This is a genomic window from Methylomonas rapida (genome assembly GCF_024360925.2).
In the GTDB taxonomy this organism is placed as follows: domain Bacteria; phylum Pseudomonadota; class Gammaproteobacteria; order Methylococcales; family Methylomonadaceae; genus Methylomonas; species Methylomonas rapida.
The window spans coordinates 1,024,194-1,045,144 of record NZ_CP113517.1 but is presented as its reverse complement, the minus strand read 5'-3'; the positions used below and the strand labels follow the sequence as shown (position 1 = coordinate 1,045,144).

Here is a 20,951-nt window from a genome sequence, read left to right as displayed (position 1 = left end):
CTATGCTGTTAAATCTGAACATCATCGACCTGGCCGTCGTCGACGCCCTCGATCTGGAATTGGAACCCGGCATGTCGGTACTGACCGGCGAAACTGGCGCCGGCAAATCGATTCTGCTGACTGCCCTGGGCCTGGCTTTGGGCGATCGCGCCGATTCCGGTTATGTGCGCCCCAATAGCAAACGCGCCGAGGTGAACCTGGAATTCGACCTCGGCAAGGCGCCGTTGGTTAAGCAATGGCTGATAGAGCAGGAACTGGACGACGAGAATAACTGCCTGATCCGCCGCACCATCAGCGAGGACGGTCGCTCCAAGGCTTACATCAACAATCGCCCGGTCAACCTGCAAACCTTGCAGGGCTTGAGCCGGCAGCTGGTGGAAATTCACGGTCAGCATGCGCACCTGACCCTGCTGGATCGGGAGGAACAGCGTCAACTGCTGGATGAATTCGCCGGTAATCAGACCTTGTTGCATGAGCTCAATGCCTGTTACCAAGACTGGAAACAAACGCAAAAGACCTTGCAGCAATTATTGAAAGCCGGCAGCGATCAGAGCGAACGCGAGGAATTGCTGGGCTATCAACTGGAAGAGCTCAAACAACTGGACCTGGACAATTTCGATTATCAAGCTCTGACCGACGCCCATAACAAACTGGCCAATCTCGGCAAGATTTTGAGCGTCGGCCAGCAACAGCTCGATTTGCTGTACGACAACGACCAGCAATCCGTGGCGCAAATGCTGGGGCATTGCCAGCATGCGATCGGCGAATTATGCCAATACGCCAACGAGCTGAATGAAGTCAGCGAATTGCTGGGCAGCGCCGAAATTCAAGTCAACGAAGCCTCGCAGCAACTACGCCGTTTCCTGGAAAATCAGGAAGCCGACCCCAACGAATTGGAGAGATTGGAAAATCAGATCGGCGTAGTGCAAGCCTTGAGTCGCAAACACAAAGTACAGCCGGAAGCATTACCCAACGTAGCAAAGCGCCTGAGCGAGGAACTGAATAACATCACCCACAGCGGCGAACGCATCGAGAGCCTGAGCAAAGACTGTGAGCGCCTGCTGAAACAATACCAAAAACTGGCCCTGGCATTATCCACCAGACGCCGACAAGCCGCCGCCGAATTGCAACATCGCATATCCGACACCATCAAGGAACTCGGCATGCCGCATGGCGAATTCATCGTCGAGATCCATTTCGCCGAACAAGCCGAGCCGCAACGCAACGGCAACGACGCCATAGAATTTCTGGTCAGCACCAATCCCGGCTTGCCGGCCAAACCGCTGGCGAAGGTCGCCTCCGGCGGCGAATTGTCCAGGATCAGCCTAGCGATTCAGGTGACCACCAGCACCGACAAGACCACGCCTACGATGATCTTCGACGAAGTCGATTCCGGCATCGGCGGCGGTATCGCCGAAATCGTCGGCCAGAAACTGCGCCGCTTGAGCAGAAATCGCCAAGTGCTATGCGTGACCCACTTGCCGCAAGTCGCCGCCCAGGCCCACCAACATTTATTCGTGGCCAAGAATCAGAAAGCGGCCGTCACCTCCTCCACGGTCAAACGCCTCGGCGACGAAGAACGAGTTCAGGAAGTCGCCCGCATGCTGGGTGGCGTGACAATCACCGAAAACACCTTGGCGCATGCCAGGGAAATGCTGGAATCAGGCAAGGCAAACGACCAAGGATAACCACGAACATCGCATAAGAGCATGCATTGAGCTTGACCCAGAGGTTGTTTTTATCCTAAAAACATCAGTAGTCCACGAAAAGCACGAAAGACACGAAATAAAACAGATGGTTACGTCACTTGATTTAGTTACCCGCAAGGCGTCGGCTTTTTGAGCAATAACTTTTTGAAACTGTTCGTGATTTTTGTGTGTTTCGTGGACCAAATGATTTTTATAGGTTTATCCAGGGCTGCCTCAAAGAGCCAGTCGAATTCGGTGTCGCCAAGTTCTTTAGAACAAATTGCGCTGCCACTCCCCGTAACAATAGCGAATATTGCAGTCTTATAGCGAGTTTGGCTAATGCCGCTTTCCAATCCGCGGTCGATGAGTTTTGCAGGGCTCTTGTCACCCTAAAATGCCGAATAAAAACCGCAAATTGCCAAGGGCCGCCCATTTAGGCGAAAATAACCGGTTACGCGAGGCTTGATCCTGCCTTTAAGCAGTTAGAAAACAAAATGATGCGTGGGTAAGGCCGGAATTCCGCCACTACGCCAAATCGCACGAATACACAGGCGAAAACCATGTCGTTAAATCCAAGACGAATACAGCTGATGGACACCACGCTGCGCGATGGTGAACAAACCCAAGGCGTGGCCTTTACCCCAACAGAGAAAGTCAGCATCGCCAAGGCTTTGTTGCAAAATCTGCGGGTGGACCGGATCGAGGTCGCATCCGCGCGGGTATCGGAAGGCGAGAAGGAAGCCGTCCGCAACATCAACCAATGGGCGCAGCAGGAAGGCTTCGGCGATCGCGTCGAGGTGCTTGGTTTCGTCGATCATACCCGCAGCGTCGATTGGATCAAATCCACCGGCGGCCAAGTGATTAACTTGCTGGCCAAGGGCAGCGAGAAACATTGCCGCGAACAGCTGGGCAAAACCCTGGAGCAGCACTGCGCCGACGTGTTGCAAACCATAGGCTACGCCCACGAACAAGGCCTGAAAATCAATATCTATCTGGAAGATTGGTCCAATGGTTATAAGGACAGCCGCGATTATGTGTTCGGCCTGATCGACCGCCTGAAAGACGCGCCCCTCAGCCATTTCATGCTGCCGGACACCTTGGGCGTCATGGCGCCGGACGAGGTGTTCGCCAGCTTCAGCGACATGTGCGGGCGCTACCCAAATCTGCAATTCGATTTTCACCCGCACAACGATTACGGCCTGGCCACCGCCAACGTGATGGCGGCCGTGCGGGCCGGGGTCAGCGCGGTGCATTGCACCATCAATTGTCTGGGCGAACGCGCCGGCAATGCGTCACTGGCGGAAGTGGCGGTGGTGTTGCGCGACAAGATGAACATGGAACTGGCCATCGACGAAAGCCATCTGGTGCGCATCAGCAACATGGTGGAGAATTTTTCCGGCAAGCGCATCGCCGACAATGCGCCCATCGTCGGCGCCGACGTGTTCACGCAAACCGCCGGCATCCATGCCGACGGCGACCAGAAAGGCGGCTTATACAAAACCAAGCTGGGGCCGGAACGCTTTTCCCGCACCCGCAGCTATGCGCTGGGCAAAATGAGCGGCAAGGCTTCGTTGAAAAAGAACCTGGAACAACTGGAAGTCGAACTGTCCGAAGAGGACCAAAAAAAGGTGCTGGCCCGCATCGTCGCGTTGGGCGACTCCAAGCAGACCATCACCACCGACGATCTGCCCTTCATCATCGCCGACGTGTTGGAGAGCAAGAGCTATCAGCACATCAAATTGCTGGCCTGCTCGGTGAACAGCGGCTTGGACTTGCAATCGACGGTCAGTCTGCGCGTCGAGGTCAATGGCGACAAACACCAAGCCACCGGCGCCGGCAACGGCGGCTTCGATGCCTTCATCGATGCGATCGGCACGGTGCTGGTCAAATACGACTACACGCTGCCGAAACTGGCCGATTTCGAAATCCGCATTCCCAAGGGCGGCAATACCAACGCCTTGACCGAATGCGTGATCACCTGGGACTGCGGCCACGAGTTGCGCAAAACCCGCGGCGTGCATGTCAATCAGGTATTCGCGGCGATGCTGGCCACGATCAAGCTGATCAACATACAACTGCACGAGATGGCAAACACTAATCCGTAGGGTACGCTGGGCGTACCTTTCAATTTAATTGGTATGCAATGCGTACCATTTTTTAATTTATCTATCAAACCATTATCTGCCACATGAAAAACTACAAAATCGCAGTCTTGGCCGGCGACGGCATCGGCCCAGAAATCACCGCAGAAGCCATCAAGGTTTTGAAAGTCATCGAAGAACGCAACGACGTCAAATTCGAATTGATGCCGGCGCTGTTCGGCGCCTGCGCCTATTTCGAAACCGGTGACGCCTTCCCGCAAGCGACTATCGACATCTGCGACCAGGCCGACGCCATCCTGAAAGGCACGATAGGCTTGAGCCACGAAGAATCCAAGAAAATCCCGGTCGACAAACAACCTGAGCGTGGCGCCTTGCTGCCGCTGCGTCGCCGTTACAACACTTACGCCAACTTCCGTCCGGTTTTTTTGCCTAAATCACTGGCGCATTTTTCACCTTTGAAACCCGAAGTCATCGGCGACGGCATCGACCTGATCATGGTGCGCGAACTGGTCGGCGGCCTGTATTTCGGTGAAAAGGAAATGGGTGTCAACGACAAGGGCCTGCGTTATGTGCGGGAAACCTTGGAATACGACGAAGAGCAAATCCGCCGCATCATGCACGAAGCCTTTAAGCTGGCGCAAAAGCGCCGCAAGTTGCTGCACAACATTCACAAGAGCAACGTGCTGAAGTCCAGCGTGCTGTGGAACGAAGTCATGGAAGAAGTCGCCAAGGAATACCCCGACGTGCAAGTCGTCAACTATCTGGTCGACTCCGCCGCCACCGCGCTGTGCCTGAAACCGACCCAGTTCGACGTGATGGTCATGGAAAACATGTTCGGCGACATCTTGAGCGACCAAGGCGGCGGCATTCTGGGTTCGCTGGGCTTGATGCCTTCGGCTTGCATAGGCCCTGAAAAAGCTTATTACGAACCGTCACACGGCTCGGCGCCGGACATCGCCGGCAAAAACATCGCCAATCCCTATTCGATGATAGGCTCGGTGGCCATGATGCTGGAAAACAGCTTCGACATGGCGGCAGAAGCCAAAAACGTCTGGGCGGCGATGCAAGGCGTGTTCGCCGACGGTTACTCCACCGCCGATTTGTCCAAACCGGGCAGCGGCGTGAAAATGATCAATACCCAGGAATTTGGCGACAAGGTCGTCGAAAAACTGCGCGCGATGCCGAAGGTTTAACCCAAACATCCGTCAGGTTTTATCCGCGTGGGTGTGATGCTTCATCCTAGAAAAATCATTTGGTCCACGAAACACACGAAAATCACGAAAAGTTTCAAACCGTTATCACACCTAAGCGCCGCACCGAACAGGTGAATCGATAAGTTTCATAACGCAATGATTTCTTACGTGATTTTCGTGGACTTACTGCCGTTTTTAGGTTCATCGCAAGGAAGCGCCACGCCCACGCCGACTTTATCCAGGCGAGGGATGGGATAAAGGTTCTCTCGGACCACGAATCCTTAGAGGAAAAATCTGAAGCTTTTTCACTCCAGTCATAACTCAGGAGCGCAATAGCGATTGCCGATTGGCGCAGGCGTTTTTCACTGTTATGCCCGCCTCCATGACAAGAAAGCAAATCAAAGACTTTCTAACACCGAAAGGCCTTTTTCGATCTGGGCGTTGATGATATTGACCTCCAGTTGCAAGGCCTTTTTCATCTCATCATCCTGGCATTTGTCCAGCATGTCTTGAATATTGCGTTCCTTGGCTCGTAATTTCCTGATCACATCCCTGATTTCACTGGCTTTTTTCTTTTTCTGTTTCTCATCGGCATTGAAAAAATCCTGCAATCGACTCAACAATTCAATTTTATTCATGATCTATTGCCGCCTTGGATTGAATGACTTCGAACATTTCGTGATCGGTTAACACCATTTCTTTTTCGGCCTGCACCGACGCGGTCGCATGGTTGATAAACACGGTTTCCGCCATGCTGAGCAGATTTTTCTGGATGTCATAGACATAAGCATTGTCGTTCAGCAATGAAGTCCCCGCTTCCGCGCTGATTTTGTGCTCCCGAATCAAATTTTCTATGGTTTCGATCGCCGCCTGGCGTTGTTCCTTGATGCGCCCTTTCAGGGTATCCAATGATAAGAGCGGCAATTCGTTGACGACAACGGTATCCTTTATTTTCTGTAATTCTCGAATCACCAGCGCAATCTGATAGCGTATGCGCTGATATTCGTCGACCAGATAACGGTTATAGGAGCCGCTGTGCCTCAGCAGATTTTTCTGTAAATGCTTGGTATCCTTGACTGCCTCGACCAATTTCAGATTGGCTTCGCGCAGCCAGTAAAGACGGCCTGACTGTTTCATTTCCCAGCTGAAACGGGCCTGGCTGACAAATTCGATGATCGCGCTATACAAACCCTTGACGTTGCGTTCATAGGCCTCGTCGATGTCATAGTCCTTGATGGCGCGATATTTCATGATCACTTCATTCAAATCCTGTTCGGAATAGACGTCGCGCCTATGCAGGCCAATGGCCTTCAGCATGATATGCGTGGCATTCTCATACAAATGATGAGTCTCATGCTGTACCGATTTGACGGCCGTATCGGGAAACTGCAGGGCCGAGGTGTTCAAAAAACGCGGAGAGTCCACCGCGGTTCGCTTTTCCTGCATGACTTTCTCCAGAAATCGGGCCATTAGATCGGAAAAAGGTAACATGATGATGACACCGACCAAATTGAACAGCGTATGAAACATGGCCAGTTTCAAAGTGTAATTGTCATTCGCGATATCGAGACCCTGACACAAAAGGTCAACCAGAAAAACGAACTGCCGTAAAAACAGGATGGCCAACAAACCGGTCAGCACATTGAACAAGACGTGGGCGCCGGCCAAGCGCTTGCCGCCGATGTTGGCGCCGAAGGCCCCGATGACGGCGGTAATCGTCGTGCCGATGTTGGAACCTATGGCCAGGGCCAGGGCGTTTTCATAGCTGATCTGATGGGTGGCCAAGGCGGCGATGATCAGGACCATGGTCGCGCCGCTGGCCTGAATGATCACGGTCACGACGATGCCGACCAGCACATATAGCAACAAGCCACGCATGCCGGTCATCGCATATTGACTGAGATCGATGCTTTCCTTGAAGGCATCGAAGCCGTCTTTCATGTATTGAATGCCGAGAAACAAAAACCCCAATCCCAGCAAAATATGCCCCATGCCCTGAAAACTCTTGGGCCTGGTCAGTTGCAGCAAAACCCCAAAGGCCAGAAGCGGCATGGCGTAGTTGGAAATATCGACCTTGAGCCCGAAACCGGCCACCAGCCACGCTCCGGTGGTCGTGCCGATGTTGGCACCATAAATGATGCCGATACCGGCGGCCAGATCGAGCAACCCGGCACTGATGAAGGAGATGACCAGGACGGACACCAAGGAACTGGACTGTACCAACGTCGTCGTGACGATACCGAACAACAGGCGTTTCAAGACGTTATTGGTGGCGCTACGCATGATGCGTTCCAGCATGCCGCCGGTGAAAAACTTGAAACCTCTTTGCAGGGACAGCATGCCGAACAGAAACACCGCGACGCCGGCCACGATGACTTTGAATTCCGCGCTCAGCCAAAATCCCAACGCCAATAAACCCAGAAGCAAGAAAAACAAACTGCTTTTGATCATGATATCCGCTCCCAGGCCCCGTTATTATTGTTATGCCCTTAATGCCAGAGACATCGCCGCGTTGCATTCAACGTAAGGACAATTCTAGCAACATTTCCATCCGTCCGGCTGGCAACGCAAGCACCAGAAGACATCCGATAGGCACGTACATTTTGCGGGCAATTGGCGGGAATACCGGTGAAGCAGGCAACTGTTTCGAGCCGGATGCGCTGGATGATTTAAGGCGTCGAAATGGTGCGCACCCAATCACCGGGCCGCACCATGCCTGGACTGATGCTGTCTTCGAGCTGACCGGCGGACATGGATGGCCCTACTTCGGATATCACGATGCTGGCGATCGGACGGGTGAAACCCATCCCGGCCGTGTCGCTATCGCCGGCGGAATAGACCGTCATCCTGTCGCCCGCTCTGATCCCGTCTTGCGCCCCAGCCGCAATCACGACCCGGTTATCGCCAACTCGCTCCACGCGGGCAGAGAAAGGATGACAGGCAAACAATTGCTGTATATCTTCACTGGCCTGCTGAATGATTTCGCTGATTTTATGTCCCGCCGGACTCGATTCAAAACGCTCGCTGCCTACCGTATATCCCTGCGGCAAACTGACATCACCCAATATAGAGTCCGTGTAACGATGCTGGAACAGCAACGCCCCGGTAAAACCATCGTAGACATAGACATCGACGCCGATACTGCGGCGCGCGATATAGTCCCGCATCACCGACTTGACCGCCGCCAATATGCCGGAACCGCGCACGTACTCGGTCGCTTCTATCCTGAAATCACGGATCACGCCCGCCAACACCAATTGAACATCTTGCTGCCTGGCCAGTGTCAGCAGCACAGGGACTCGGTGAAATTCGGAAGGCGGTATTTCAGGCGCCAGATCGGGCCGGTCATACAAAGACGTCTTGGTCATGTTGCGGGCAATGAAATCGCCGCTTTCCATCAAGCGGTTGGCAATTTCGCGCGGAATTCCGCCATACAGATCCTGGCTGTCCGTACCGCTGATTTGCTCGGTATTTACGGCCGGAAAGGCCGTTACCAGAATTTTTTTTCTATAAGGCGCCTGGCAGGATTTTTGCCGTGACAAAACAGCCACCGCCTGAACGTGAAAAGCCCCTCCTTCCTGCCACTCATCGACGACTTTGATGTCCCCCGCCAACAGTGACTCCGCCCTATCCCGCCGCAGTTGCTCGGATGCTTGCGCGATCGCATTGTCGATAGCGGCCCGCCGCGCGCCCTCGAGGTCGCCGCCCACAATCGGCGCGCTGCCGTGCAAAGTCGCTTGCCGCCTGCTTGTAGCCACCGTCTCGATGGATTTGTCATCCACACTGGCGCACGCCGCCAACAAGGCCAGCGACAACAAAAACAGCCAACGTTTACCAGCCATAAGCCAACCCATTGACTATCAAATAATTGAGCAGGATGCGAACACCGGTATTGACCGTCCATTCCACATCGTACAGGCCGATATCCAATAGCAAATCATCGGCGGCATTCCGGCTCTTGGAAAAACCCTTGACCGAAAATTGATCGCTACAATCGATCATGCCGCAAGCCAGATTGACGGTTTTCGTCGTGGCGGTTTTATAACCCAGGCGGGTAAACGCCAATTTATCGTCTTCCTGAATGCATTGCCGCGCCCGGACCGGATCGCCACTCATGCACTGGTAAAAGCGCGGCGTCAGTTTTAGCTGCAATGTGGTCTTCAAATTATCCTTGACGGCGCGATAATCCGCAGCGCGCGCCTGCCTCAGATACGTATCGAAATACACCCGATACACCTCGTGAGCCACCACCTGGGAGCCCACGGTCTTGCCTTCGCCCAGTGGCTCGTAATACAGTTGGTCGGCCAAGCTCCGATAGGCATTCAATTTGGCGGCCTGCTCCACGGACTGCCAGTTACGGCTAAAACTTGAGCGCGACTCATCCTCGAACTGACCATAACCAACCGCCTGCAACGTCTTACCTTCGGCGGGTATTTGGGCGGTGTTTTCGCGATTTTTCGTGCTGGCGCAACCCGCTGGCACCAGCAGCGCCACCATCAGCCATAACCCGATCACATGTTTCATATCATCCCCTTGCGACAAATTTCCGTCATCCGTCGTTTCTTGAGGTAAAGGATGCAAGAAACATGCAAACAAAAGCTATTGCTCTTTATCGCCGGACACCGACCACAGCTTTTCCAACTGATAAAACTCGCGAGCCTGACCGGTCATCACATGCACGACAACATCACCCAGGTCCAGCAGCACCCAATCCGACCCCGGTTGACCTTCGACACCCATCGGCTGCAGGCCGTTTTCCTTGACCTTTTCAACGACGTATTCGCACAACGCTTGCGCATGACGCGCCGACGTAGCCGTTGCCACCACCATGTAGTCGGTAAAGCTGCTCTTTTTGCGTACGTCCAGTACCTTGATTTGATGAGCCTTGCGATCGTCGAGGACGCTCTCGACCAATTTCAATAATTCTTCTGATTGCATTCAATGTCCTAATTCGAGGAAAGATAAAGATGATGCCGCCGGATATAGGCAATGACGGCATCCGGCAGTAAAAATTGCGGATTGCGACCGGCTTTAATCAGCTCGCGTATCGCGGTCGCGGAAATGTCCAGCGCGGTAACGGCTTGAAAAAACAAACAACCCGCCGTCCGTTGATGCAGCCTGCCACGGTCTTCAGTCAGGCGTTGCCGCAAGAATTCGGACAGCTCCGGCATCTCGCAAGCCGGACGCGTCATCACGACGACATGGGCATAATCGAACAAATGCCGCCATCGATGCCAGGACTCCAGGCCGGCGAAGGCATCGACACCGATGAACAATATCAGACCGGCATCGGGATTTTCCGCGCGTAACGATTGCAAGGTATCGACCATGTAAGAGGCGCCCTGGCGATCCAGCTCGCGCCGGTCCGTTTGCACCCCTGGTGTTTCGGCGATGGCCAGTTCCAGCATCCCCAGACGCATTTCGCCATCGACATCCGGCTGTTGCCGATGCGGCGGCAGGCGGCATGGTATCAACCTCAGCTGTTGCAGGTCGAATAGCTCCTTGACTTCCAGCGCCGTGCGCAAATGACCGTAATGCACCGGATTGAAGGTGCCGCCGTAAACACCGATCATTATTGCCGGATATGACCGTCGCCCAGCACGATGTATTTCAACGAGGTCAAACCTTCCAAACCGACCGGGCCGCGCGCGTGCAGCTTGTCGGTACTGATGCCGATTTCGGCCCCCAAACCGTATTCGAAACCGTCGGCGAAGCGGGTCGAGGCATTCACCATCACCGAGCTGGAATCGACTTCGCGCAGAAAACGGCGCGCCAGGGTGTAATCCTCGGTGACGATGGCTTCGGTATGCGCGGAGCTGTATTGGTTGATATGCGCAATCGCCTCGTCGATGTCGGCGACGATCTTGATCGACAAAATCGGCGCCAGATATTCGGTATGCCAATCTGCTTCAGTCGCGCGCACGGCTTTTTTGACCAGGGAACAGGTTCTCAGGCAACCGCGCAATTCCACGCCTTTTTCGGCGTATTTTTCCGCCAGAATCGGCAACACCTGCCCGGCGATGCTTTCGGCGACCAACAAGGTTTCCATCGCATTGCAGACCCCGTAACGGTGAGTCTTGGCGTTCATCGCTATGGCCACGGCCTTGTCAATGTCTGCCTTGCCGTCGATATAGACGTGGCAGATGCCGTCCAGATGCTTGATCACCGGAATCGTGGCTTCGGCGCTGATGCGTTCGATCAGGCTCTTGCCGCCGCGCGGCACGATCACATCGACATAGTCCTTCATCGTGATCAATTCGCCCACGGCCGCCCGGTCGGTAGTTTCGACGACTTGCACCGCGGCCAGGGGCAAACCGGCTTCGGCCAGACCTTTGCCTATGCATTGGGCAATCGCGCGGTTGGAATGAATCGATTCGGAACCGCCGCGCAAGATACAGGCGTTGCCGGCTTTCAGACACAGGGCCGCCGCGTCTATCGTGACATTGGGTCTGGATTCGTAAATGATGCCGATCACGCCCAAGGGTACGCGCATCTGCCCCACTTGAATGCCGCTGGGGCGATAGCTCAACTGACTGATTTCACCGACTGGATCCGGCAAGGCCGCGACTTGATTCAAGCCCTCGACCATGGCCTCGATGCGGGACGGCGTCAGTTCAAGACGATCCAGCGACGCGGCATCCAGTCCATTGTCCTTGCCTGCCTGCAAATCTTTTTGATTTTCGCGGGCCAGTTCGGCACTACTCGCGGAAAGCGCCTCGGCAATTTTCAATAATGCCAAATTCTTGCGTCCGCTATCCGCCTTGCTGATCTCGCGTCCGGCCTGCCGGGCTTGTTGCCCCAGTTGCTGCATGTAGTGTTTGACGTCCATCTTGTACGACCCGATGAATGATGAAATTCGCCATTATAGCAAGATCGCCCTGGCGCGAAGCGGATCAGATTGGTTCCTCGATTTCACCGGCCTGCGATATGACGTCGTCGAATCCGCCGCTATCCAGTACCTGTAAAAACGCGCGCACGACATCGGGATCGAACTGGGTACCGGCGCCGGTGGCGATGACATCCCTGGCCTCGCGAATCGTCCACGGCTGCTTGTAAGGCCGCCAGCTGATCATCGCATCGAAGACATCCGCCACCGAGACGATGCGAGTGGCCAGCGGCAATTCCCTTGCCGGTATGCCTTCGGGATAGCCGCTGCCGTCCCAGCGCTCATGATGACTCAACGCGATTTGCCGCGCCAGTTCGAAGGCCGCGTCGTGGCCAAGGATATTGGCACCCAAGGTAGTATGTTTCTTGATGATTTCGAACTCCTCATCGGTCAATTTGCCCGGCTTGGACAAGATATGATCCGGCACCCCGACCTTGCCGACGTCATGCAAGCGGCTGGCTTTGCCGTAACGGCGCGCTTCGGCCTCATCGACACCCATGGCCATGGCGATTGCGCGGGTATATTGATCAAGGCGGTTGACATGACTCCCGGTGGCCTTGTCCTTGTATTCGGCGATTTCCGCGAGCATATCGATAGCACTCTCGAACGAGGACAATATGCACTGGTGCAAGCGGTGGTTTTCCAGGGCCTGGGAGCACTGCCTGGCAAATATCTGTATCAGCTTGCGGTCGATGTCCGACAATCCTTCGATGGGCTCGATATAAATATAACCCACCGGCTCACCGGAAATCGTCAGCGGCAGTACTTCCGCATTGGTACGCAAACCTCTGGGCAACGTGCCGTGAATTACGCTATTGACGCATTGTTGATGAATCTCACTGAAGCGCGCGCTTTTGACGAATCTGTCGGTGCATGCGCAAACCTTCCATTCATTTTGCTCCTTCGCCGCAATGACGCCTTCCAGCGACCCCATATGACTGGAGCCGGACAGCCGGCACAAGCCAATGACCTGCGTCAACATGCCGTTGAAAAACTGCGACAACGGGGCGTCATTCAGATGATAAAGTTCGGGCGCCGCTTGCAGCATACGCTCCAGCCCGAGGCGGTTGAAATCGATGGTCTGCAAATCGCGATAGGCTTTCAAGGCCAGGCGCACCGTCATGTAAAGCCGGGAGGCGGTGAGTTCGGTTTTATCCTTGTAATCGTCGATGTCATAGTGATCGATCACATAGCGTTCCGGCGCCACGCCCGGCTGCCCGGTGCGAATCACGATACGCATCAGCGCATTGCCCAATTGTTGGCGAATATGTTCGACCAGTTTCAGGCCGGCGTCCTCGCTTTCCATCACCACATCGACCAAGGCTACGGCAACATCGGGATGCCCTTCCAGCACCGAAATGGCCTCGGCCCTGGAACCGGCTTCGAGAAATTGCAAGGTGCGATCGGCAAAGCTAACGTCGCGCAAACTCAGTCTCGTCAACTTACGCACATCGGGCTCGTCATCGACGATCAGAATTTTCCAGCAATAGCGCGACTCTGGCGAGAGGCTTTGCGGAACGTTAGGCTTTGGGTCAACCGATGTAACCACGCCCGTATTTCGAATAATTTTCATGAATTCTTGACTAAGGTGTTCTCTCGATAGGGCATTCGATGTAAAAACAAACCCCTGTTTTGGGTACGGAAATAATCTGAATGCTACCACCGAGTTGCTGCGAAACAATATTATACGTTACATAAAGTCCCAAACCCGATCCGCCGGTCCCCCTGCGCGTGGTAAAAAAAGGTTCGAAAGCCCTTTGCCTTACTTCCTCGCTCATGCCGACACCATTGTCGCGATAGTCGATCATCAACCGCCCATCGGCTTGCCAGGCCTTGATGACGATTCGCCCAGGGCGCGCGCCGTCATCGAAGCCGTGACTGACGCTGTTGGTGATCAAATTGGTCAATACCTGCTCCAATAATCCTGGCGTGCCATAAAGCTTGAGCCGTTCGGTGCAATGCACCTCAACCTCGACGGATGCATGTTTCAACACATTCTGTAGCGTCATCAACACATCGCGGATCAATTCCGCCAACTGGTATTCGCGCTTTTGCGCGGAGCCGCGATCAATCGACGTGCGCTTGAAACGCTGCACCAACTCGGCGGCGCGGCGCAAATTCGAAAGCGCCAAGGCATGACTCTGTTGCAGATAATCCAGTTCCTCCGCCAATTCCTGCTCGGTCACCTCGTCCTTGCTCAGCAAGGCTTGCAATTTGAGGATGGTGTCATCGCCGTGGCTGATGGCGCCGACGGCAACCCCAACCGGCGTATTGATTTCATGCGCAAAGCCAGCCACCAGGCGACCGAGCGAGGCCATTTTCTCGTTCTCGACCAATTCGTTTCGCGTCTCTTGTAGGGTTTCGATGCTGTCATCCAGCGCCCGCCAGCGTCTGGCGAGCAATTCGACCAAGCCCCAAGTGATAATCAGCAACAAGCCGTAGGAAACCGCATGATTGATGACTGTCGCCAGGATTTCCTTGCGGATGGTTGCCTCAATACCGGCAAACTGCAGGCTCACGCTGATACCGCCGCGTATATCGCCCAAGCGATACCCCTGTTTGGCATGACATTTCATGCAAGCCTCGGTCACCTGCAGTGGCGCCATGTAACGAAGATAGCGCCGCCCTTCCATCTGCTCGACACTGGCAATCTCTTGCAAACCCTGTTCGAATTGCCCCAGAGCCAGCGCTTCCCAGGCATCGGGCGTGTTTTCGGGGCGGATGGGGCGCAAACTGGTAATATGCAAACGTAAATGCAGCCTCGGGTCTTTTTCCGCCAGCTCGGCGATTTGCCTTGCCATATAAGCCGGATTCAACAGCACCAGCTTGCGCTTGTCCTTCAACTCCAGTTCGCGTTCAGGATGATCGAGATAGCTGTTGGCGGTGGTTTTATCCGATTCGAAGGCATACACCCCACCGTGTTCGGCATTCCATTGCCGTGTCAGCACGATGATATGGAAAATGTTGCGCGCACCTTCGGTGGCCACCTCGAAATTTTGCTTGCGCACGCCTTCGATCCGGTTCCAAAGCAACGCTCCCAGCAAAAGCGTGATGACGAACAACAAAAAAGGCAGCAAGCGCCGGCGCAAGCGTTGATCGATGGCAGGTTGTTTTTTCATGTTTCGATTCGGGGGGAACGCTTGATTACCAGGGCTAAAAATAAAGCGGGCAGCAGCCATTTCCACTGTCTGATTGGCTACTAGATACGATGGAGAGCCGGTGAATTCGGGATATTGCCCCGAAAGCTTGGCGGCATGCCGGACGGTGCATTGCCGCGCCCCGAACTCGGGAAGCCTTTGCGGAAAAATCACTGGCCGCCAGAAAAACCGGCCGACAGGCTTTACTTCCCTGCCAACGCCACCCGGTTGCGCCCGTCCGCCTTGGCTCGATAAAGCGCGCGATCGGCCGCGCCCAACACACTATCGGGACTCAAGCTGGCATAGTTTAACAGGGCGATGCCAATAGAAACCGTGATCTCAATCATGGTATCTTGCTGCCACAGCGGCTTGCTCGCTACCACGTTGCGCAAACGCTCGGCAAACACCCGAGCCTCGTAAATATCGGTATCCGGCAGGATGATCGCGAATTCTTCACCGCCCAAGCGCCCAACCACATCGATTTTGCGCTGTTGACCGCGAATGATTTCGGCAAAATGCTTCAGCATGGCATCGCCCGTGGCATGACCGTAGCTGTCATTGATGCGTTTGAAATGATCGAGATCCAGCATCAATACCGAGGAATGCAAGTCATCGTTGCGCTGCATGCGGTTAAATTCTTCTTGCAGGCGCACCAAAAAATGACGCCTGTTCAGAAAACCGGTCAAACCATCGGTGGTCGCCAGCTCCCAGAGCTCTTCCTCCATTTCCTTGTGCGAAGTAATGTCGATACAAGAACCTATGAAGCCAACAAATTCACCTTTTTCATCAAAACGAGGCACGCCGCTATTGACGATCCATCGATATTCACCATCATGCCGGCGGAGTCGGTACTCGACACTGAAGGGCTTGCGCAACTGAAAATGCCAACCCAGCAGCTTGACCACCAGATCGAGATGCGAGGGATATACCGATTCCAGCCAGCCCCGGCCCAATTCCTGGGACAGCTCTCGCCCGGTAAAATCAAGCCAATGCTTATTCAGCCAGACGACGGACTCGGCGGCATCGGTCATCCAGATCAGTACCGGCGCGGAATCCGCCATCAACCGAAAGCGCGCCTCGCTTTCCTGCAACTCCCGGTTGGTGGCGGCCGCAAATGCCAGCGCCTGTCCCCGGGTAATGAATTCGCGAATCAAAAAGGCCAGCATCACACTCAACGCCATGCCGCTAATCAAAATCGTCAACGACTGGTCATGATTGAGCCAGTTTCCAAACCCTGGTTCGCTGCGTATCACTAAAGTCCATACTTGCCCCCCCGTTCGCAAGGTGCGGGTCGTGACGATAGCCTGATCGGTAGTGAGTTGCGGCTGATCGCTGTACATCAAGCTGTCCGCCGACAAAGTCTCGCCATCATAGATACTCAAATTCAAGTCGCCCCGTCGCTCGTCACCGACGCCGCTCATGAAATCCTTGATGCGAAACGGCGCATACACCCAACCGATGACGCTGGCCTTGCGTTCGTCCACGCTATCGTGCGGTTGATTGTTCCGATAGACCGGCAAATACAGCAAAAATCCGGCCTGTACGTCGCTATCGGTTTCTTGCACTAACGTGACTTTGCCCGACATGCCGATTTGATTATGTTTGCAGGCATATTCCATGGCCCGCCGCCGCACCGGTTCCGTGAACATGTCATAGCCAAACGCCCTCAAATTGCGTCCGCTAAAGGGTTCCAGATAAATAATGGAGGTATAAATCTCCCTGTCCTGATCGGGATAAATTCGATAATCCGCGAACCCCTGCCGCCGGATTTCCTTGATATGGACGTCCTTTTTGTCCTTGGGCACAATCAGCGAAAAACCGACGCCCTGAATCCCCGGATAGCGTTGCTCCAGATGCAAGGCGTTGATATATTCCTGAAACTCCGCGCGAGCCACGACACTAGAGGCCGCGAACAGGCCGCGCGTACCGTATAACACTTGCCGATAGGCTTCCAGACGATTGTCGATACTCGCCAACAATTGCCCTACTCGAAAATCGAAGTAGGCTTGCTCATTAAGCGCAAAGTTATGTTCCGACCACCGCCATACGCCAAATGTAATCAGCAATCCGGCGAACAAGCCCAAATAAGCCCCTCCCAACGCTTGCAGTCGGCAATATTTTTTCGCTGCGGTACTCGCTGAAATTGGCATCATCGATTCTCCTGATGGCCGGACGCTTGAATGTTACAGACTAACGCTCATAAAAATGCGAAATTCCCCCGAAAAATGAAAGTTACCTCTACCGGGTCAAACCGAACAAACCGGGAAGATTTATACTCAGGACAATAGCTGAAGCAATCGCCCCCCCACAGTGTGATTTTGGAGTAAAAAAGCTTTAGCTTTTTTCCAAGTGTTCCTGCGCGTCGTAACATCCCCTCTCGTCGTGAACGAAGGAATTGTTTTAGGAATGGACATGAAATAATCTATGCAAGTATTCGGTTTAGGTGCGGATTTATCCGCACAGTGCGAATGAATTCGCTCCTACCATTGTCGAGCTTATTTCTCACACATTCCTTACCTTTTACGACATTCTTTCCGGGTGCGTGGGAACAAACTCCGAACGCCATAAGAACGACCGCTAATTTGACCCGGTCGAGATTCCCGACCGCATCCCTACCTTATCTTCCACTCATCGCTTTTGCCGCCCTGCCTCGGCATCAATCCGGAAAAACGCGTTAAAACGCCCAAACTACGCCGATCAAGGCGAAACAATGCTTAATAAGACGGAATAACAAGCAGCCACAAACACTTAAAAACATTAACAGTTTTAATTGGATAACTGGATTGTTGCATGTATGATGCAACTTAGCAATCCATGGCCGAGTCGCCGACAAGAGCGGCAGAATTCTTGCGATTCCAGCCTGGTGTTGCGCGCTCTGATTCCTCAATCCACATACAAGAAGGAAGCATTATGAACAACCTCACAGAAGAAGAACGACAAAAAATTCTGCAAAGCTCGCCAGTCGGCACCTGGGCCTTGCTGCTGATCGTCGGCGGCGGTATGGTGATCGCCTGGCTGATGATGTATTACGGGGTATTTCTGCCTCGTGGCCATATCGGTTAGGAGGCAGCCATGCATATCGATCAACTGGAAAAAAAATGGGCCGGCATCTCCCTCGGGATCGCCGGCCTTTTTGTGGTACTTATCTTAGGTTCTGCGTTGTTCCACGGCATCCACGCGCCGAGTAACGTCGAGACCATAGACTCGGCCCGCCTGCATTTGTCCGAGGAATTCGCCGAGGACAAGCTGGGCGCCAAAATCAACGCGGACAGCAGCGTGACCGTGCGCATGGTAGCCGGACGCTATGGTTTCTATCCCAAAACCCTGACCCTGCCCGCCGAAACGCCGATCACCTTCCGCTGGGTCAGTTTGGACGTGATTCACGGCGTGCATATGCCGATGACCAACATGAGCACGATGATCGTGCCCGGCTATGTCGCTGAAATCCACACCGAATTGCACCACACCGGCGAATACCCGATGCTGTGCAACGAATATTGCGGCATGGGCCATGCTCACATGTGGAGCAAGGTCAACATCGTCAGCAAAGCACAATGGCAGGACATGAACAAACAGGGGGAGGCGAATCATGGATAACGCAGCAGAAAAAAAATTGGCGCTCTACCATTTCTGGGTAGCGTTCGGCGCGTTCGCGCTGGCAGCCGTGATGGGCTTGTATCAAGTAATCGAGCGTAGCGGCTTCTTCGGCTTTCTGGAGTCGCGGGAAGTTTATTACGCCTCGGTCAGCACCCACGGGGTATTGATGGCATTCGTGCTGACGACCTTTTTCATCATGGGTTTTGGCTACTACGTCGCCAGCAGCACCCTGAAAATGCCGGTCTGGAATAAGTCTTTCGCCTGGGCTGGATTCGGTGTTGCGCTGATTGGCGTGATCATGGCGGCCGTGCCGCTGTTGAGTGGCGAGGCATCGGTACTGTACACCTTTTATCCGCCGATGCAGGCGCATCCCGCGTTTTACCTCGGCGCGACCTTGCTGGTGGTCGGCTCCTGGTTCTGGTGCGCGTCGATGATCATCATGTTCATGCAATGGAAACAGGCCAATCCCGGCCAACCCGTGCCGTTGGCGATGTTCGCCACCACCGGCAACGCCATCCTGTGGCTGTGGACCAGCGCCGGCGTCGCCGCCGAGGTGCTGTTTCAGTTGATTCCGTGGGCTCTGGGATGGGTTGATACCATAGACGACGGCTTGGCGCGCACCTTGTTCGCCTGGACTCTGCACCCCATCGTCTATTTCTGGCTGATTCCGGCTTACACGGCGTTTTACTGCCTGGTGCCGAAACAAGCCGGCGGCTTCTTGTTCAGCGACGAAATGGCGCGGGCCGCGTTCATTTTGTTGATCGTGTTCAGTTTGCCTATTGGTTTTCATCATTTATACATGGATCCGCAACAAGGCCACGGCTGGAAGATACTGCACGGCATCGGCACCTTCATCGTCACGCTGCCGACCTTCATCACCGGCTTTACCGTGATCGCCTCCCTGGAAATCGCCGGCCGCTTGAACGGCGGCAAGGGCTTGTTCGGCTGGATCGCCGCCCTGCCCTGGACCAACCCGATGGTATTGGCCATCATCCTGGGGCTGTTGATGCTAATCCTGGGCGGCTTCGGCGGCCTGGTCAACGCCAGCTATGCGATGAACGCGATGGTGCATAACACTGCCTGGGTTTCGGGCCACTTTCACCTGATCTTCGGCGGCACCACCATCATCATGTATTTCGCGATCGCCTACTATTTCTGGCCGATCCTGAGCGGCAAGCCGTTGTATTGCAAATCCATGGCCATCACCCAGATGTGGACCTGGTTCATCGGCATGATCATCCTGACCACGCCGTGGCACATCTTGGGGTTGCTGGGCCAGCCGCGCCGCATCGACAGCGTCAATTACAACAACTTGTTGACTTTGTCCTGGGAGCCTTATGAAGGCACGATGATCTTCGGCGGCCTGATCTTGCTGTATTCATCGGGCCTATTGATCTACAACCTGTACAAGACCCAGACTAGCGGCGAAACCTACCAGGGCGAAGTCGAATACGCCGAGCCGATACATGCAGTGACCGATCTGCCGGAGTATTTGAACAGCTTCAAGCTGTGGAATATCGTGATTGCCGGCTTCATGCTGGTGGCCTTCGGCTATCCTATACTGCAATTTTTCTTTATGGACACCTTTGGTTCAGGCAGATGGGGGGTCTGATCATGAAAAAACTCATTATTGGTATCCTGCTGACCCTGCCAGCTTCGGTATTCGCTCAGCCTTCGTCGCAAGTGGCGTGGACACCGGAACAACTGAATTTCGTCAAAAACGGCAATCCAAGCAAAGGCCAGGAGCTCGCCAAAGCCTGCGCCGGCTGCCACGGCGACAAGGGCATCAGTCCATCGCCGACTTATCCATCGCTGGCGGGCCAGTTACCGACCTATCTGTACAAGCAGCTGCAGGATTATAAAAACGGCAATCGCGCGGACCCGATGATGGGCCCTGTCGCTCAAGGCTTGAGCGAACAAGAGGCGGCCGACCTGGCGGCCTGGTTCGGCTCTCAGCCTGCGGTTTTTCAATCCGCTAGCCTGATGAACTATGAACAGGCGGAAAATCTGGTCAAAAACGGCAACCGTGAACGCACGCTGCCGCCGTGCGAAGTCTGCCACGGTAAAGACGGCAAGGGCCAGGCGATGGATATTCCAGCCCTCTCCGGGCAGAATGCAGCCTATATTTCCTACACGTTGAAAACCTTCAAGAACGGGACCCGGCGTAATGATATCTATAGCAGGATGCGCTTGATTGCCGAAAGCCTGACCGATCAGGAAATCGATGAACTGGGCTTTTATTACCAGAACATCAAAAACTAAGCTGTCGGGCAGTCGTTGCCCGTGTACGCGCGGACAACGACTGCCTTTTGTCAATTTTTTGCGATTACACCGAGATAATTCCGCCT

General features: G+C 54.3%; 17 protein-coding genes. 7 read left to right on the top strand and 10 right to left on the bottom strand.

Going from position 1 to position 20,951, the window contains the following annotated elements:
- Positions 1 to 2 precede the first annotated feature (2 nt).
- The 3 genes from recN (at position 3) to leuB (ending at position 4,983) form a co-directional block, all read left to right on the top strand.
- The gene (gene recN, locus NM686_RS04925) at positions 3 to 1,688 is read left to right on the top strand and encodes a DNA repair protein RecN (protein WP_255186770.1); all 1,686 of its coding nucleotides are present in this window, start codon (positions 3 to 5) and stop codon (positions 1,686 to 1,688) included.
- Between the two features lie 560 nt (positions 1,689 to 2,248).
- Positions 2,249 to 3,793 carry an alpha-isopropylmalate synthase regulatory domain-containing protein gene (locus tag NM686_RS04920; RefSeq protein WP_255186769.1) on the top strand — a complete coding sequence of 515 codons (1,545 nt, stop codon included), beginning with the start codon at positions 2,249 to 2,251 and terminating at the stop codon, positions 3,791 to 3,793.
- Positions 3,794 to 3,876: 83 nt separating this feature from the next.
- Positions 3,877 to 4,983 (top strand): 3-isopropylmalate dehydrogenase, encoded by a 1,107-nt coding sequence (gene leuB, locus NM686_RS04915; protein WP_255186768.1) that lies wholly within the window; start codon positions 3,877 to 3,879, stop codon positions 4,981 to 4,983.
- A gap of 398 nt (positions 4,984 to 5,381) precedes the next feature.
- On the opposite strand, the gene NM686_RS04910 is transcribed toward leuB, so the two are convergent.
- The 10 genes from NM686_RS04910 to NM686_RS04865 form a co-directional block, all read right to left on the bottom strand.
- Positions 5,382 to 5,621, bottom strand: a complete 240-nt coding sequence (locus NM686_RS04910; RefSeq protein ID WP_255186767.1) for a hypothetical protein — start codon at positions 5,619 to 5,621, stop codon at positions 5,382 to 5,384.
- Entirely contained in the window at positions 5,614 to 7,434 is a 1,821-nt protein-coding gene (locus tag NM686_RS04905; RefSeq protein ID WP_255186766.1) for a Na/Pi cotransporter family protein, read from the bottom strand. Before NM686_RS04905 ends, NM686_RS04910 begins: the two co-directional genes overlap by 8 nt.
- Before the next feature lie 218 nt (positions 7,435 to 7,652).
- Positions 7,653 to 8,825, bottom strand: coding sequence for a flagella assembly protein FlgT middle domain-containing protein (locus NM686_RS04900; protein ID WP_255186765.1), 1,173 nt, complete (start codon positions 8,823 to 8,825; stop codon positions 7,653 to 7,655).
- On the bottom strand, positions 8,815 to 9,507 hold the full coding sequence (locus NM686_RS04895; protein ID WP_255186764.1) for a hypothetical protein: 693 nt from the start codon (positions 9,505 to 9,507) through the stop codon (positions 8,815 to 8,817). Before NM686_RS04895 ends, NM686_RS04900 begins: the two co-directional genes overlap by 11 nt.
- Before the next feature lie 75 nt (positions 9,508 to 9,582).
- A complete protein-coding gene (gene rsfS / locus NM686_RS04890; protein ID WP_255186763.1) occupies positions 9,583 to 9,921 on the bottom strand; it encodes a ribosome silencing factor in 339 nt (112 codons plus the stop codon).
- Positions 9,922 to 9,929: 8 nt separating this feature from the next.
- Complete coding sequence (gene nadD, locus NM686_RS04885) at positions 9,930 to 10,556, bottom strand: nicotinate-nucleotide adenylyltransferase (RefSeq protein ID WP_255186762.1); 627 nt, start codon at positions 10,554 to 10,556, stop codon at positions 9,930 to 9,932.
- Positions 10,556 to 11,812, bottom strand: coding sequence for a glutamate-5-semialdehyde dehydrogenase (locus NM686_RS04880; RefSeq protein WP_255186761.1), 1,257 nt, complete (start codon positions 11,810 to 11,812; stop codon positions 10,556 to 10,558). The genes nadD and NM686_RS04880 overlap by 1 nt, the downstream gene beginning before the upstream one ends.
- Before the next feature lie 64 nt (positions 11,813 to 11,876).
- Positions 11,877 to 13,442, bottom strand: coding sequence for an HD domain-containing phosphohydrolase (locus NM686_RS04875; protein ID WP_255186760.1), 1,566 nt, complete (start codon positions 13,440 to 13,442; stop codon positions 11,877 to 11,879).
- A gap of 10 nt (positions 13,443 to 13,452) precedes the next feature.
- Positions 13,453 to 14,988: a sensor histidine kinase gene (locus NM686_RS04870; protein WP_255186759.1), complete on the bottom strand. Its 1,536-nt coding sequence runs from the start codon at positions 14,986 to 14,988 to the stop codon at positions 13,453 to 13,455.
- A gap of 221 nt (positions 14,989 to 15,209) precedes the next feature.
- Positions 15,210 to 17,159: a CHASE domain-containing protein gene (locus NM686_RS04865; RefSeq protein WP_255186758.1), complete on the bottom strand. Its 1,950-nt coding sequence runs from the start codon at positions 17,157 to 17,159 to the stop codon at positions 15,210 to 15,212.
- A gap of 757 nt (positions 17,160 to 17,916) precedes the next feature.
- Here NM686_RS04865 and NM686_RS04860 point away from each other — a divergent pair.
- Genes NM686_RS04860 through NM686_RS04845 form a run of 4 tightly spaced genes read left to right on the top strand, consistent with a single transcriptional unit; the run spans position 17,917 to position 20,865 of the window.
- On the top strand, positions 17,917 to 18,069 hold the full coding sequence (locus NM686_RS04860; protein ID WP_255186757.1) for a hypothetical protein: 153 nt from the start codon (positions 17,917 to 17,919) through the stop codon (positions 18,067 to 18,069).
- Positions 18,070 to 18,078: 9 nt separating this feature from the next.
- A complete protein-coding gene (locus NM686_RS04855) occupies positions 18,079 to 18,603 on the top strand; it encodes a cupredoxin domain-containing protein (protein ID WP_255186756.1) in 525 nt (174 codons plus the stop codon).
- Positions 18,596 to 20,215, top strand: a complete 1,620-nt coding sequence (locus tag NM686_RS04850) for a b(o/a)3-type cytochrome-c oxidase subunit 1 (protein WP_255186755.1) — start codon at positions 18,596 to 18,598, stop codon at positions 20,213 to 20,215. The genes NM686_RS04855 and NM686_RS04850 overlap by 8 nt, the downstream gene beginning before the upstream one ends.
- A gap of 2 nt (positions 20,216 to 20,217) precedes the next feature.
- Positions 20,218 to 20,865: a c-type cytochrome gene (locus NM686_RS04845; protein WP_255186754.1), complete on the top strand. Its 648-nt coding sequence runs from the start codon at positions 20,218 to 20,220 to the stop codon at positions 20,863 to 20,865.
- The last annotated feature ends 86 nt before the right edge of the window (positions 20,866 to 20,951 follow it).